The sequence below is a fragment of the Streptomyces sp. NPDC022552 genome, from assembly GCF_055561875.1.
In genome coordinates, this window is sequence record NZ_JBVHGJ010000006.1 from 41,027 (window position 1) to 55,407 (window position 14,381).

A 14,381-nucleotide genomic window follows, 5' to 3' on the forward strand; every position below is an offset into this window, starting at 1 on the left:
TCCGGCCGCGCGCGGTCGGCCTCCGCCCGTCCGTTCCGGCCGCGTGAACCGACGCGCTTCGACGACAGGCCGTCAGCGCCCCTCAGCCCGACGCGGGCTGGTCGGGCGGGACGATCGCGACCGGGCAGTGGGCGTGGTGGAGCACCGCGTGGGCGACCGATCCCATCAGGAGCGTCGCGACCCGGTGCTTGCGGTGCCGGCCCACGACGACCAGGGCCGCGCGCCGCGAGTCGTCGACGAGCCGCCCGGCCGCGTCCGCCGGGACGACCACGGGGACGACCTCGACGTCCCGGTACCGCTCGGTGAACGCCCGCAACCGGTCCTCCTGGAGGCCCGCGGTCTCCTTGACCAGCTCGGGGGTCTCGTCCACGGGCATCGGCGGCGGCATCTGCAGGGCGGGCGCCGGCGGGCCGACCAGCATGATCGGCGAAGGGGGCAACCGGTAGGCGGTCACCACCTCGAGGGCCACGCCCCGCTGCCGGGCCGCTTGGAACGCGAAGTCCACGACCTCGTCGCCGGTCTCCTCCGGGTGGAGCCCGACGAGGACCCGGCCCGCCTCGGCATCGCCTTCCAGCGGAGCGGTCCGCGCCTCGTGCGGCACCACGACGACCGGGCACGGGGCGGAGGCGGCCAGGGCCCGGCCGGAGGAACCGAGCAGCAGGCTCGCGAAGCCCCCTCGTCCACGGGATCCGGTCACCAGGAAGCGCGCGGTCCTGGCCGCGTCGAGCAGGGCGTCCGACACCGTGCCGTCGAGCGAGTCGTACCGCACCGGCACTCGCGGGCCCTGCTCCTCCACCCAGGCGCGGACACCGTCGAGAACGGTGTCGGGGATGTCAGGGGCCTCGCCGAGCGAGGCGATCCGGGCGGTCCCCAGCTGGAGCGCCTCGGAGCGCACATGGGCGACCACCAGGGGCGCGTCGAGCCGCTGTGCCGCGCTCAGGGCCCATTCGAGGGCCAGGTGGCTGTGCTCGGACCCGTCCACGCCGACGACAACCGGCTTTTCGTTCATACGGGCATGATTCCCCGCCGTCCGCCACCCCGCTCGGTGGGCCTACGCCGCCGGTGCGCCGAGGTCGTACCGCTCCTTGACCAGCTCCAGATGGATCCAGCTCTCGACGGCCCGTACGCCAGACAGCGCCCGCATCGCGTCCAGCGCCGCCCGTACGGAGCCCAGGGAGCCCGCCGTGACCGTGCCGACCAGCTCGGCGCGGCCGAGGCAGGCCGACAGGAAGGTGACCTCCTCCCGCGCGGCGAGCTGCCGGGCCACGGCCGCCCGCGCGCCCTCGACGCGCACCGCGAAGCCGCACGCGTACCCCATTCCCAGGACCTCGGGGCGGACCAGCGCCAGCACCTTCACCACGCCGCCTTCGAGGAGGCGCAGCGTCCGGGCGCGGGTGGCGCCGGGAGAGAGGCCGACGCGTTCGGCGACGTCGGCGAAGGGGAGGCGGCCGTCCTGTTCCAGGGCGTCGAGGATCCGCAGGTCGGTGTCGTCCAGGTCCGACGCTGTCGGATCCTCCGCCAGCAGGTACGGGTCCTTGAGGTGACGGGTGCCGATCAGCGGGTCGACCACCGCGACACCGGGCACGGAACGCACGCGCTCGATGGTCCGTTCCAGTGCCTCGAAACCCTCGGTGCGCAGCTCGGTCATGATGGCCCCCCGCCCCGCCGTCAGGCTGACGAACGGGGCCTCGGGAAGCTCGGCGATCGCCCGCGCCACCGGCTCCGCCGCGCCGTCGACGTCGATCGAGAGATGCGCGGACGCGGTCAGTCCGCGGACCGAGGGATGGACGACGGCCACGACACGGACCGCGCCCGACTCCAGGAGGCGCTGCACCCGCGCGCGGGTCGCGGGCCGGGACAGACCGACGTGCTGGGCCAGCGTCTCGTACGCGAGACGCCCGTCCTTCTGCAGCGCGCGTACGACGGCCAGGTCGATGGCGTCCAGCTCCACCCGGTGATCTCCTCGGCTCGGCGGCCGCGAGGCGGTCGGCCCCGGGTCCGCTGACATTCTCGGCCACCGGCCGGGGAAGCGGGTCCGTTCGTGACACGGCTCACGAACCGCCGCAGCATGCGTCGGTGGACAGTTGTGCGGATGAAACGTAAGTTGATGCCGTCAACAACCGACGAATCAGCCGTCGCGTAACAGCACGAACGGAAGGGGGCCGGGTGAATCAGCCCGTCGCCGTTTTCACCGACACCGACGACCTGGATCCCGAGCCGGGGCTCCGACTGCTCACCGAGGCGGGGTTCGAGGTCCGTGTCGCCGGTACGCGGGACGCCGACGCCCTCGCGGAGGCGGCCCAAGACGCGGTCGCCCTGATCGTCGGCTACGCGCGGATCGACGCCGCGCTCCTCGACCGGCTCCCCGGGCTGCGGATCCTCGCCACCATGTCCGCGGGCTACGACATGGTCGACACGGCCGAGGCCCGGAGGCGCGGGGTGTGGGTGGCGAACCTGCCCGACGCCGCGACCGAGGACGTCGCCGTCCACGCGCTCGCCTCCGCGCTCTCTCTCGTCCGGCGGCTCCCACAGGCCGACGCCCTCGTCCGCTCCGGCGGCTGGAACGCGGAGTTCACGGCCCAGGACCGACTCCCGCGCCGGGCGAGCGAGTTGACCCTCGGGCTCGTCGGCCTCGGCAGGATCGCCCGCTCCTTCGCTGCGCTCGCCGCCCCGGTCTTCGGACGCGTCGCCGCCTACGACCCGCACGCCGACCCCGCCCACTGGCCGGCCGGCATCGCCCGCCACGGCGACCTCGGCGACCTGGCCGCGGCGACCGACATCCTCTCCCTGCACGTCCCGCTCACCCCGGCCACCCGCGGCCTCGTCGACGGAGCGCTGCTCGGACGCATGCGCCCCGGCGGCTTCCTCGTCAACGTCGCGCGCGGCGAACTCGTAGACGCGGCCGCCCTCTTGGACGCCCTGGACCGGGAGCACCTGGCCGGCGCGGCGCTCGACGTCTTCCCCGTCGAGCCGCCCCCGGCGGACGACCCGCTGCGCGGCCACCCACGCATCCAACTCTCGCCGCACAGCGCCTTCCTGTCCGACACCTCGCGCCGCGCGTACGTGTGCGGGCCCGTCGAGAACGTCATCGCCTGGCACCGCACCGGCCGCCCGCTGACCCCCGTCGTCGACCCCACCGCCACCGCCCTCGAAGGAGTCCTCGCATGACCACCGCAACGCCGCACGCCGCACGGACGAGGACCGCCGAGGAGCTCCGGCTGCGCCGCGAACTCGCCGCCGTCTACCGGCTCGTGGCCCACTTCAGGATGACCGACCTGATCTTCACCCACATCTCCCTGCGACTGCCCGGGCCCGACCACCACTTCCTCATCAACCCCTACGGGCTGCTCTTCGAGGAGATCACCGCCTCCAACCTGGTGAAGATCGACCTCGACGGCAACCCCGTCGAGCCGACCCCCCACCCGGTCAACCCGGCGGGCTTCGTCATCCACAGCGCGATCCACGCGGCCCGGGCCGACGCGCACTGCGTCCTGCACACCCACACCAAGGCGGGCTGCGCCGTCGCCGCGCAGGAGGGCGGGCTCCTCCCGCTCAACCAGATGTCTATGGAGTTCTACGATCGCGTCGGCTACCACGACTACGAGGGCGTGGCCCTCAACCTCGACGAACAGCGCCGCCTGGTCGACGACATGGGTACCCACCCCGCCCTCATCCTGCGCAACCACGGCCTGCTGACGGTCGGCGAGAGCGCGGCCCAGGCGTTCCTGCGCATGTACTACCTGGAGCGCGCCTGCGAGATCCAGGTAGCCGCCCAGTCGAGCGGCGTCCCCCTGGTCGTCCCACCCGCCGAGGTCTGCGAGTACACCGCCCGGCAGCTCACAGGCGAGGCGGCGTCGGACTTCGAGGACGACGACGCGTACGGCCTGGCGTGGTCGGCGATGCTCCGCCTCCTGGACCGGACCTGCCCGGACTACAAGGACTGACCGGCCGGCGGCGCGGCGGCTCCGCCGTCCCACCCACCCGCCATACTGGTCCCGGCGGGACCTGAGAGGCGGCAGAGTGAGTCAACAACACGACCGGTACGACGTCGTGGTGGTCGGTGGCAGCGGAGTGGACACCGTCATCCGGGTCGACGCCCTGCCGGTCCCCCTCGCCGACTCGGTCCACGTCGGGCCGATCGAGGAGTGGCCCGGGCACACCGGCGGGAACGTGGCCCTCGGCACCCGGGCCCTCGGCCTGCGGGTCGCACTCCTCGACTGCGTGGGCGACGATTGGATCGGCACGCTCGTACGGCGGCGCATGGCCGAGGGGGACGTGGAGTTCGACCCGGTGATCTCGCCCTCCGGGACCCGGCGCGCGGTCAACCTGGTGGACGCCACCGGACGCCGGATGTCCTTCTACGACGGCCGGGACCCGGCGGACCTGCGCATGCCGAGCGAGTACTACCTGCCCCGCCTGCGCCGCGCGCGGCACGTCCATGTCTCCATCATGAACTTCGCGCGCTTCCTGTACGACGACATCGAGGAGCTCGGTGTCCCCGTCTCCACCGATCTGCACGACTGGGACGGACGCAGCGACCACCACCGGGAGTTCGCCCTCCGCTCCGACCTCGTCTTCTTCAGCGCGGCGGGGGCGGGCGACGACACGCCGGCGCTGATGCGGGAGATCCTGCGCGAGGGCCGCGCCCGGACCGTGGTCGCCACCGCGGGTGCGGACGGCTCCTACGTCCTGACCCGGGACGGCGACCCGACGCCGCACCACATCCCGGCGGTCGCCCCCGAGGCCCCCGTGGTGGACAGCAACGGCGCCGGCGACGCGTACGTCAGCGGCTTCCTCTACGGCAGGCTCGCCGGCCGGGACGTGCTGGACTGCGCCCGCCTGGGTGCGGTCGCCGGAGCCCATGCCTGTACGGCTCCGGGCTCCACCGCGCTCATCACCCCCGAGGCACTCCTGGCGACCGCCCAGGCCTGACCTCCGCCCGGTGGACGGGCCCGGCACCAGGCCCGTCCACCGGCACCACCTCGCCGCGGGCACCGCCTCGCCGGGGGCCGGGGCCCGCGTCGCCGGAACCGTCTCGCCGAGGCCGCCCACCGGGTGTTGTTCGGCTCCTCCGCGCGCGCCGAGTGGCGGACACGGTGGAGAGCCGTTGCGATGGGGATCATGAACGAGCGCACTGCCCGCTGGTGGGCCGAACTGCCACCCGCCGCGGGCGCGGCGGTGATGGCCACCGGCATCATCTCGGTCGGCTTCCATCTGACCGGCCGCGAGACGGTGTCCCGCACGCTCCTCGGCCTCGCGGGCGCACTGTGGCTGCTGCTCGCCTTCGACTTCGCCACCCGGTTGCTGCACAGCCGTCCCCGCTGGGTCGCCGAGGCCGACACCCCGCCCGCGCTGACCGCCGTCGCCGCCACCACCGTGCTCGGCGCCCGCGTGGCCCTCCTCGACTGGACCCACCTGGCCGCTGTGCTCCTCGCCGGATCGGCGGTCCTGTGGGCGGTGCTGCTCACGGCGGTCCTGAGGCATCTGCGGAGCAGCATGCCGGGCGGTGTGTTCCTGATCTGCGTCGCCACCGAAGCGCTCGCGGTCCTGGGCGCCATCCTCACACCCTCGGCGGGCGACTGGCTCGCCCGGACGTCACTGGTCTTCTTCGTCCTCGGGCTGCTGCTCTACCTCGCGGCCCTGGTCCGCTTCGACTTCGGGCAGATCGGCGCGGGCGCCGGCGACCAGTGGGTGGCGGGAGGGGCCATGGCCATCTCCGCCCTCGCGGGCTCCAAGCTGCTCGCCACGGGTGTGTGGACGGGCGTGACCCACACCTCCCTGCGGGGCCTCACCCTGTTCCTGCTGGTCCTCGACCTGATCTGGTACGTCGTCCTGCTCCTCGCCGAGCTGCTGCGACCGCGCCTGGACTACGACGCACGGCGCTGGGCCACCGTCTTCCCGATGGGCATGACGGCTGCCGCCTGTCTCTCCACGTCGACGGCCGCGGCCGTCGACTGGCTCGACCCCCTCGGCCAGGTCCTGCTGTGGGCCGCGGCGGCCGCCTGGCTCGTCACCCTCGTGGCAACGGTGCGCGCTCTTCCCCGACGGGCGGTCGCCCCGCGGGGAACCTAGGCCCCGGGGGCAGCCGATCCCTTCGTCTCCCCGGGGAACGACTTTCGGTGACTGCGGCCGGTGCGCGCAGGACGCGATCATCGTCGGGAAGTCACCGACGAGGGGGAGCGCACCATGGGTCTCGAACAGTCGCAGCACCGTTTTCACATCCGCCAGAAGCTCACACCGATGGCCAATCGCTACGTGGTGCACGCGGCAGGACCGGACGGCGCGGAAGGCGACATCGTCGCGTTCGCCCACCAGAAGCGCATGGCTCTGAAGGAAAGAATCACGTTCTACACGGACGAGTCCCAGCGGCAGGTCCTCTTCACCTTCCAGGCCCGGCAGATCGTGGACCTCGGCGCGACGTACGACATCCACGCGGCCTCGGGCACCCTCGTCGGCAGGCTGCGCAAGGACTTCGCCGCCTCCCTGCTGCGCAGCACCTGGCACATGAGCCAGGAGGGCGCATGGGCCGAGACCACGGGCGTGGAGCGCAACAGGGCCGTGGCCCTGTTGCGCCGCGCCTGGAACGTCGTCCCCTTCGTCGACCTGGTGCCGTTCGCCTGGCCGTACCACTTCGACTTCGCCGCCTCGGAGCGCCCCGTCATGTCGGTGGAGAAGCGGCTGGGCCTGCGGGACCGTTACGTCCTCTCCATCCACGACGAGCACCTCGACCGCCGCCTGGCGATAGCCCAGGCCGTCGCCCTGGACGCCCTGCAGTCCCGGTGACGTCAGCCCGTGAACGGCGGCAGCGCCGCGAACTCGGGTGCCACGCTGACGCCCTCGGCCAGCGCGCCGAGGACGTTCCTGACCCGGGTCAGCGGATGGTCGGGGAACTCGGCGTCGTACCGGGCGTGGTCCGCCGCGTGGAACGGCAGACCGCCCTGGACCTCCGGGGCGTAGGGATGGGCCCGGTAGAACGCGTCGGGACCGACCTGCGCCATCACCATCGCCTCGCGCATCCCGGTCGTCCCGCGCTCGGGCGCCTGGATCTTCACCACCGTGCTGCACTCCGCACGGGGAACGGTGAAACTGCCGATGAAGACCTGCCCATGGGCCTGCCCGGGCATCGGCAGCTTGAGTATCTGGCGCAGCGCGGGCAGCTCGCCCAGTGACTTCACCGAGGCCTCGATCAGCCCGCCGCCGGCGTCCGCGGTCACGCGGGTGAGCGCGGCGCGCAGCGACGGGCCGTCGTCCAACGACGCGGGAAGGTCCGGACGCAGGGCGAAGAAGTGCAGCGACAGCACATCACCCGCGTCACTGACCCAGACATCGGGCTCGACGAGTCGGAAGCCCGGCAGTTCGATGCCGACAAGAGCTCTCATGACCGGTGATCATGACGCATGCCTCCGGCTTCGTGAAAACGGGGTCGCCCACCGCGCGGACGTCCGGTCCGGGGCGCCCGGTTGGACCTACCGCAGGGTCGCCTGGTGGAGCGCGTCCGGGCCGTTGAGAAGGCCGGCGGGTCCCTGCGCCGGCTGGGCCGCGGCCGTACCGCGCGGAGCCGAGGACGTGCCGGCCAGGGCGCCGTCGACATGGGCGGACAACGCCTGCGTGATCGGATCGGGCAGCGGTCGGCCCTGCTCGTCGAAGCGCTGGTACTTCATCAGGTTGTAGCCGATGGCGACCTGACGACGGCCGTCCTCGGTGGACAGTGCCCAGGTACCGGCCCCGAAGACGGCACCGTCATGGCCCCAGTACCAGCCGCCGCTCGGCATCTTCAGGGTGTAGATGCCGAGGCCGTAGCGCATCAGCGGCTCCTCGCCCGGCTGGGTCTCGTAGGCGGGGACGGTGGTCTTCATCGCGCGCAGCTCCGCCGCGCCGAGCAGCCGGCCGCTGAGCAGCGTGCGGTAGAAGTCGTTGAGGTCGCTCGTCGTCGAGACGAGGGCGCCGGCCGTGCCCGCCCACGACATGTCGGTGACGCTGTAGTCGCGCGGCGGGTCGATCAGGCCGAAGAACGACTCGTACATCCGGGAGTGCGGTCCCTTGAGGGACGGCGAGCTCGGGAAGTACGTGTGGCGCAGCCCGGCCTTCCGGATGACGTTACGGGTGATGTACGCCTCGGCCTTCTCGCCGGTCACGCGTTCCAGGAGCAGCCCGGCGAGGATGTAGTTGGTGTTGGAGTACGAGTGCGTCCCGCGTTCCGCGACGGGCGGCGCCGCGAGACCCAGGCGGGCGAGCTCCTCGGGGGCTATGCGACGGAGGCGGTTCTCGTCGAGGGCCTTGCCGGGATTCTCGAGGATGCCGGGGAAGGCGGGCAGGACGTAGTCGGCGATGCCGCTGGTGTGGTTGAGCAGCATCCGCACGGTCACCAGCCGGCCGCGTTCGCCGGGCACGATGTCGGGGAGGTACCGGCCCACGGGAGCGTCGAGGTCGATCCGCCCGGCGCCGGCCTGCTGCAGGACGGCGACGGCCGTGAAGGTCTTGGTGATGCTGCCGACCCGGTGCTCGAAGTTCGGCCTGGTGGGCCGGCGGCTGTCGACATCGGCGAAGCCGGTGGCTCCCCGCCACTGCGCGGATCCGTCACGGACCGCCGAATAGGCGCCGTACATCCCGGCCTTGTGGAACGCGTCGAGGGAACCGCGCAGCGCCGCGCGGTCGAGATGGCCGCGACCGGCCGGCGTCACCGCCGCGGAGGCCGCGGCTGCGGCGGAGCCGGGCTCCGCGGCGACGGCGGTCCGAGCCGGTAACGCCGAGACGGAGAGGGTGATCAGAGTGGCCGCGGCGACGGCCGTGAGCCGGGCCCTGTGGGACGAAGACATGGGTGGATCCTCTTTCCTCGACGAGTGCGGTGGATTCATCCTGATCGCCGTCCCCCGGCCCGCTCTCCACCCCCGGGAGGATCTTGTTCACAGGAACGTGTGACATTTGTCAGGAGTCCCGCCCCACGGTCCGTCGGTGGCACACTGTCCGCTGATCGTCCCGAGGAGCCTGACGTGCCGATAATCCGCAATCTGAGGCGCACCGTCCGCCGTGCCTACCGCCGGACCGTCGACCTGAGCCATCCGGCACGCTCGCCGCTGGGCAGCTCGGTCGTCAACTGTGTGTTGTACGAGGACGGGGCGCGGCAGCGCGGGGCCTGCCCCGCCGAAGAGGCGGTGCGACGGGTCCGCAAGTCGGGCGACGGGTTCGTGTGGATCGGGCTGCACGAGCCGTCCGTCGAGGAGTTCGCCGGGCTCGCCGAGCTGTTCGGCCTGCATCCGCTCGCCGTCGAGGACGCCGTGCACGCGCACCAGCGGCCGAAGCTGGAGCGGTACGACGAGACGCTCTTCGCCGTCTTCAAGACCGTCCGCTATGTGGAGCACGAAGAGCTCACCGCCACCAGCGAGGTCGTCGACACGGGCGAGCTCATGGTCTTCACCGGACCGGATTTCGTCATCACGGTCCGGCACGGGCGGCACGGTTCGCTCGGCCCGCTGCGGGAGGCGCTGGAGGCGGACGCCGAACAGCTGGCCAAGGGGCCCGCGGCCGTTCTGCACGCCATCGCCGACCACGTCGTGGACGACTACCTCGCGGTCGCCGACGCCGTACAGAACGACATAGACGCCGTCGAGACGGCCGTCTTCAGCGAACAGGCCTCCCGCGGCGACGCGGGCCGCGTCTACCAGCTGAAGCGGGAACTCCTCGAACTCAAGCGGGCGGTCGCACCGCTCGACCGCCCGCTGCAGGCCCTGGCCGCGTCGCCGCTGCCATTGGTCTCGGCGGAGATACAGCCGTACTTCCGTGACGTCGCCGACCATCTCTCCCGGATCACGGAGCAGATCACGTCGTTCGACGCGCTCCTCGACTCGATCCTCCAGGCCCATCTCGCGCAGGTGACGGTCGCCCAGAACGAGGACATGCGCAAGATCACGGCGTGGGCCGCGATCATCGCCGTCCCCACGATGGTCTGCGGGGTCTACGGCATGAACTTCGACAACATGCCCGAACTGCGCTGGACCTACGGCTATCCGCTGGTCGTCGGCGCGATGGCCGTCGCGTGTTTCCTCCTGCACCGCAGCTTCCGCCGCAACGGCTGGCTCTGACGCCCGGGCGGACGGCCCGACGCCCCGAGCCCCGGTGGAGCGCTGTCAGACCTGAGCGTTCAGGGCCGCGGTGTGGGCCCGTACCTGCTCCGGCGTGAGATAGGCGTCCGTGTGCTCGAAGTCCGCGAGCGTGCCGGACCGGGACGACAGGAATCCCGTACGGACGAAGTCGTCCCCGGCCACGGCGTTGAGCAGCCAGTTCGTCATCACCCGTGTCTTGGCGACATTGGTCCGCAGCGCCGACCAGTGGTACGCCCGGGCCACCGCCTGCGCGGGGGTGCCGTGCAGTTCGATGCCGAGCGGCTTGGACACGGCGTCCCGTCCGCCCAGATCCACCACCAGGCCCAGATCCCGGTGGTGGTACGGGTATGTCTGCTCGCCGCGCAACGCGGCGACGACGTTGTCGGCGACCTGCTTTCCCTGCCGCATGGCGTGCTGGGCCGTCGGCGGGCAGATCGCGCCCTTCTCGTTCTTGGCCAGGTCCGGTACGGCGGCGGCGTCGCCGAGGGCGTGCACACCGTCCACGCCGGGGACGACCATGTCGGAGCCGACGACCAGCCGGCCCCGGTCGGTCTCGGCTCCGAGGGTGGCCATCAGCGGACTGGCGGCGACGCCCGCCGTCCAGATCAGGGTGCGACTGGGCAGCACCCGCCCGTCGGTCAGCGTCACGGCCTCGGCGTCCACGGAGGCGACCGAGACCCCGAGCGAGACCTCGATCCCGCGCCGCCGCAGGATCTCCAGCGCCGCTCGGCCCAGTTTGTCGCCCAGCTCGGGCATGAGCTTGGGCGCGAGGTCCACCAGATGCCACTTGATGAGCTTCGGGTCGAGCCGCGGATAGCGCTGGACCGCGGCGTGGGTCAGCCGCTGCAGGCAGGCGGCCGTCTCCGTCCCCGCGTAGCCCCCGCCCACCACCACGAAGCACAGCCGCGCCGCCCGCTCCGCCTCGTCGTGCCCGGCGTCGGCCAGATCGAGCTGGGCGATCACGTGATCACGGATGTAGACCGCCTCGGCGAGCGTCTTCATGCCCCGCGCGTGCTCCCCCAGACCCGGGATGTCGAAGGTGCGGGTGACACTGCCGGGCGCCAGGACCAGATGGTCGTACGGCTCGTCGATGAGTTCACCCGTGATCGTCCGTACGACACAGACCTTCGCCTTGGTGTCCACGCCGATCGCGCCGCCGGGGATGATCCGCGTGCGGTGACGCTTGCTGCGCCGCAGCGACAACGCGACCGACTGGGGGGTCAGCACGCCCGAGGCCACCTGGGGGAGGAGCGGCAGGTAGAGCTGGTACGAGAAGGGCGAGAGCAGCGAGATCCGCGCCTCGCGGCTCGTCAGCCGCCGCTCCAGCCGTTGCACACAGGCGACCCCGGCGAAGCCGGCGCCCACCACGAGAATCTTCGGTCGCGTCACGCTGCCCGCCTCCCGGATCGTCGGTCCTAGAGAGCTGACTAACCTCTCGGGCCGATCGAAAACCCGGACCGTCCGCCGAAGGGGTGACGCCAGAATCGGACCTAACGGTCGGAGCATGGTCATAGTGTGGTAGAAGGGAAAAACAGGGCGGGTGTGTGAGAAACGGAGCCGACGGCCGTGGGGAGACCTGAGGGCACAGACACCACCGCGCACGAGGCGGTGTTCGGCGTCGCCGACTCCGTGGTCCTCGTCTTCGACGAGCACGGAGCGGTCGTCGGCCGCCCGTACGCGGCCGAGCAGCTGCTGGGCTACCCCGCGGCGGAGCTGAGCGGCCGACGCGTCGGCGCCCTGCTCGCGGCGGACGAGGCCGCCCGGCTCCCCGGCATCCTCGAGGCCTCGGAGCGGGAAGGCGGCTGGTCGGGCGTCCTGCTCGCACGTCACCGGGACGGCCGCACGATCGCCGTGGACGTCACCGTGCTGCCGCTGCCCGGCGAGGCGGGCCCGGCCCGATGGATCGTCGTCGCCGTGGGTGCGGCACCGTCCCGGAAGTGGACCATGGGCCCCGCCCTCCTGGAGCGGATGGTCACCCGGATGCCCGTCGGGCTCTGCCTGGTCGACACCGACCTGCGGTGCGTCTGGTCGAACACCGCCCTCGAGCAGTTCGGTGGTGGCACGGTCGAGGAGCGGCGCGGCAGGCGCTTCGCGGAGATCCAGCCTGGGATGAACGCTGACCTCGTCGAGTCGAAGATGCGCCAGGTGCTGGCGACCGGTGAGCCCGTCCTCGGGTACGAGCACGTGGGCCGGCCCCGGTCCCATCCCGGCCGGGACCACGCCCACGCCATGTCGATGGTCCGGCTGGAGGACGACAACGGCCGCGTCCTCGGCGTCTGTTACGCGGTCGTCGACATCACCGACCGCTACCGCGCCCGACTGAGGCTCGCCCTGATGGCCCTGGCCAGCGAGCGCATCGGCCGCAGCCTGGACGTGCTCGGCACCGCCCAGGACCTGGCCGACGTGGCGGTGCCCGGACTGGCGGACTTCGTCGCCGTGGATCTGCTGGACACCGTCGTCAGAGGCGCCGAGCCGTCCCCCGGGCCCACGGCCGCCGCCACGTCCGTACAGCTGATGCGTGCCGGCGTGCAGACCGTCCCCGGTGGGATCGAGGTGATGGTGGAGCCGGGGGAGCCGTGCGGGTACCTGCCGTCGTCACCCCAGATCGGCTCCCTGGCCCACGGCCGCTCCTGGCGTGCCGCCACGCTGGACGCCACGACACGCGACGCGGCCATCCCCGTGCCCCTGTCCCGGAGCGAGGAGCCACCGGACGCCGAGGCGCCGGACACCGCGCCCACGGCTTCCGAGCCACCGGACGCAGGCCCACCGGAAGGGCCCACGAACGCCGGCCCACCGGAAGGGCCCACGAACGCCGAGCCGACGGAATCCGAGCCCACGGACGCCGAGCCGAAGGCGCCCCTCGCCCCCGAGCCGCACACGGCGATCGTCGTGCCGATCCTCGCCCGAGGCGTCACCCTCGGCGTGGCCACGTTCTTCCGCGCCCGACAGGACGAGGCGTTCGACGAGGACGACCTGCGGGTCGCCGAGGAGCTCGTGGCCCGCGCCGCCGTCTGTCTGGACAACGCCCGCCGCTACACCCGCGAGCGTGCCGCCGCGCTCGTACTCCAGCGCAGCCTGCTGCCGCACGGTGTTCCGGTCCAGGAGGCCGTCGACGCGGCCTCCTTCTACCGGCCGGCCGACGAACTGTCCGGCCTCGGAGGCGACTGGTTCGACGTCATCCCCCTGTCCGGTGCCAGGGTCGCCCTCGTCGTCGGCGAGGTCATCGGCCACGGGATCGAGGCCGCCGCCACCATGGGTCAGCTCCGTACCGCCGTACGGACCCTCGCCGATCTGGACCTCGGGCCCGAGGACCTCCTGGCCCATCTCGACGACCTCGTCCTGCAGGTCACCCGGGAGGGCCCCGTGGGCGAGCTCGGCGGCGCGGCCACCCCCGCGGGCGTCGGCGCCAGCTGCCTCTACGCCGTCTACGATCCGGTCGGTCTGCGCTGCGACCTGGCGAGCGCCGGCCACCTCGCGCCCGCCGTGCGGGCGCCCGACGGCACGGTCACCTTCCCGGAACTCCCGCCCGGACCGGCGCTCGGCGTCGGCGGACTGCCCTTCGAATCCGTCGAGCTGCCGCTGGCCGAGGGCAGCGTCCTGGCCTTCTACACCGACGGGATCATCGCCGCGCCCGGAGCGGGCAAGGAAGGGCTGCGCCGCGTCCTGGAATCCCGTGACCTGCCGCTCGACGAACTCTGCCGCAGCATCGTCGACGAACTGGCGCCCAGCAGGCCGTACACCGACGACGCGGCCCTCCTCCTCGTCAGGACCCGCGGTCTGGCGGCCGGTCAGGTCGCCGTCTGGGACCTCCCCGCCGACCCGGCCGTCGTCGCCCGCGCGCGTGTGATGGCCGCCCGCCAGCTGACCGCGTGGGGCCTGGACGAACTCGCCTTCACCACCGAACTCGTCGTCAGCGAACTCGTCACCAACGCCATCCGGCACGCCTCCGGCCCCATCCGGCTGCGCCTGATTCTCGAACGCACCCTGATCTGCGAGGTCTTCGACGCCAGCAGCACCTCGCCGCACCTGCGCCACGCGCGCACCACCGACGAGGGCGGCCGCGGCCTCTTCCTGATCTCCCAGTTCACCCGGCGCTGGGGGACCCGCTACACGGCCGAGGGCAAGGTCATCTGGGCCGAACAGCCCCTGGAGGGCGACGGCACCGACGCGCACACCCCCCAGGGCCTCGCTCAAGATCTTTAATCGATTGTCCGGCCTCCGCGCCGCGTGTCAGGGTGTGCTGCCGCGCGGAGAGGCCGACGGCGACGAGAGGGAGATCCA

General features: G+C 72.4%; 12 protein-coding genes. 7 read left to right on the top strand and 5 right to left on the bottom strand.

The genetic code is table 11. The features are described from left to right. Positions 1 to 82: 82 nt before the first annotated feature. Entirely contained in the window at positions 83 to 1,009 is a 927-nt protein-coding gene (locus tag ACZ3OF_RS17880) for a universal stress protein (protein WP_361675748.1), read from the bottom strand. A 42-nt stretch (positions 1,010 to 1,051) separates the two neighbouring features. Beyond that, the gene (locus ACZ3OF_RS17885; protein WP_361675745.1) at positions 1,052 to 1,951 is read right to left on the bottom strand and encodes an Lrp/AsnC family transcriptional regulator; all 900 of its coding nucleotides are present in this window, start codon (positions 1,949 to 1,951) and stop codon (positions 1,052 to 1,054) included. 215 nt (positions 1,952 to 2,166) lie between these two features. Between ACZ3OF_RS17885 and ACZ3OF_RS17890 the strand changes: the two genes are divergently transcribed. The 5 genes from ACZ3OF_RS17890 (at position 2,167) to ACZ3OF_RS17910 (ending at position 6,783) form a co-directional block, all read left to right on the top strand. Further along, complete coding sequence (locus tag ACZ3OF_RS17890) at positions 2,167 to 3,168, top strand: C-terminal binding protein (RefSeq protein ID WP_467305469.1); 1,002 nt, start codon at positions 2,167 to 2,169, stop codon at positions 3,166 to 3,168. Then, complete coding sequence (locus tag ACZ3OF_RS17895; protein ID WP_467305471.1) at positions 3,165 to 3,944, top strand: class II aldolase/adducin family protein; 780 nt, start codon at positions 3,165 to 3,167, stop codon at positions 3,942 to 3,944. The genes ACZ3OF_RS17890 and ACZ3OF_RS17895 overlap by 4 nt, the downstream gene beginning before the upstream one ends. 76 nt (positions 3,945 to 4,020) lie before the next feature. Next, positions 4,021 to 4,932 carry a carbohydrate kinase family protein gene (locus tag ACZ3OF_RS17900; RefSeq protein ID WP_467305473.1) on the top strand — a complete coding sequence of 304 codons (912 nt, stop codon included), beginning with the start codon at positions 4,021 to 4,023 and terminating at the stop codon, positions 4,930 to 4,932. Positions 4,933 to 5,121: 189 nt separating this feature from the next. Beyond that, a complete protein-coding gene (locus tag ACZ3OF_RS17905) occupies positions 5,122 to 6,072 on the top strand; it encodes a tellurite resistance/C4-dicarboxylate transporter family protein (RefSeq protein WP_467305475.1) in 951 nt (316 codons plus the stop codon). Between the two features lie 114 nt (positions 6,073 to 6,186). After that, positions 6,187 to 6,783, top strand: a complete 597-nt coding sequence (locus ACZ3OF_RS17910; protein WP_361675730.1) for an LURP-one-related family protein — start codon at positions 6,187 to 6,189, stop codon at positions 6,781 to 6,783. A gap of 2 nt (positions 6,784 to 6,785) precedes the next feature. On the opposite strand, the gene ACZ3OF_RS17915 is transcribed toward ACZ3OF_RS17910, so the two are convergent. Continuing rightward, complete coding sequence (locus ACZ3OF_RS17915; RefSeq protein WP_361675727.1) at positions 6,786 to 7,379, bottom strand: hypothetical protein; 594 nt, start codon at positions 7,377 to 7,379, stop codon at positions 6,786 to 6,788. A gap of 87 nt (positions 7,380 to 7,466) precedes the next feature. Further along, complete coding sequence (locus ACZ3OF_RS17920) at positions 7,467 to 8,816, bottom strand: serine hydrolase domain-containing protein (protein WP_467305477.1); 1,350 nt, start codon at positions 8,814 to 8,816, stop codon at positions 7,467 to 7,469. A 180-nt stretch (positions 8,817 to 8,996) separates the two neighbouring features. Here ACZ3OF_RS17920 and ACZ3OF_RS17925 point away from each other — a divergent pair, with 180 nt between their 5' ends. Continuing rightward, entirely contained in the window at positions 8,997 to 10,079 is a 1,083-nt protein-coding gene (locus tag ACZ3OF_RS17925; RefSeq protein ID WP_467305838.1) for a magnesium and cobalt transport protein CorA, read from the top strand. A gap of 45 nt (positions 10,080 to 10,124) precedes the next feature. Here ACZ3OF_RS17925 and ACZ3OF_RS17930 read toward each other — a convergent pair whose 3' ends face one another. After that, positions 10,125 to 11,489 carry an NAD(P)/FAD-dependent oxidoreductase gene (locus tag ACZ3OF_RS17930; RefSeq protein WP_361675718.1) on the bottom strand — a complete coding sequence of 455 codons (1,365 nt, stop codon included), beginning with the start codon at positions 11,487 to 11,489 and terminating at the stop codon, positions 10,125 to 10,127. Between the two features lie 177 nt (positions 11,490 to 11,666). Here ACZ3OF_RS17930 and ACZ3OF_RS17935 point away from each other — a divergent pair, with 177 nt between their 5' ends. Continuing rightward, complete coding sequence (locus ACZ3OF_RS17935) at positions 11,667 to 14,303, top strand: SpoIIE family protein phosphatase (RefSeq protein ID WP_467305481.1); 2,637 nt, start codon at positions 11,667 to 11,669, stop codon at positions 14,301 to 14,303. The last annotated feature ends 78 nt before the right edge of the window (positions 14,304 to 14,381 follow it).

Coding starts and splice junctions, on each gene's coding strand:
- ACZ3OF_RS17895 (WP_467305471.1), top strand. CDS start 3,165: ATGACCACCGCAACGCCGCACGCCGCACGGACGAGGACCGCCGAGGAG.
- ACZ3OF_RS17910 (WP_361675730.1), top strand. CDS start 6,187: ATGGGTCTCGAACAGTCGCAGCACCGTTTTCACATCCGCCAGAAGCTC.
- ACZ3OF_RS17880 (WP_361675748.1), bottom strand. CDS start 1,009: ATGAACGAAAAGCCGGTTGTCGTCGGCGTGGACGGGTCCGAGCACAGC.
- ACZ3OF_RS17920 (WP_467305477.1), bottom strand. CDS start 8,816: ATGTCTTCGTCCCACAGGGCCCGGCTCACGGCCGTCGCCGCGGCCACT.
- ACZ3OF_RS17905 (WP_467305475.1), top strand. CDS start 5,122: ATGAACGAGCGCACTGCCCGCTGGTGGGCCGAACTGCCACCCGCCGCG.
- ACZ3OF_RS17915 (WP_361675727.1), bottom strand. CDS start 7,379: ATGAGAGCTCTTGTCGGCATCGAACTGCCGGGCTTCCGACTCGTCGAG.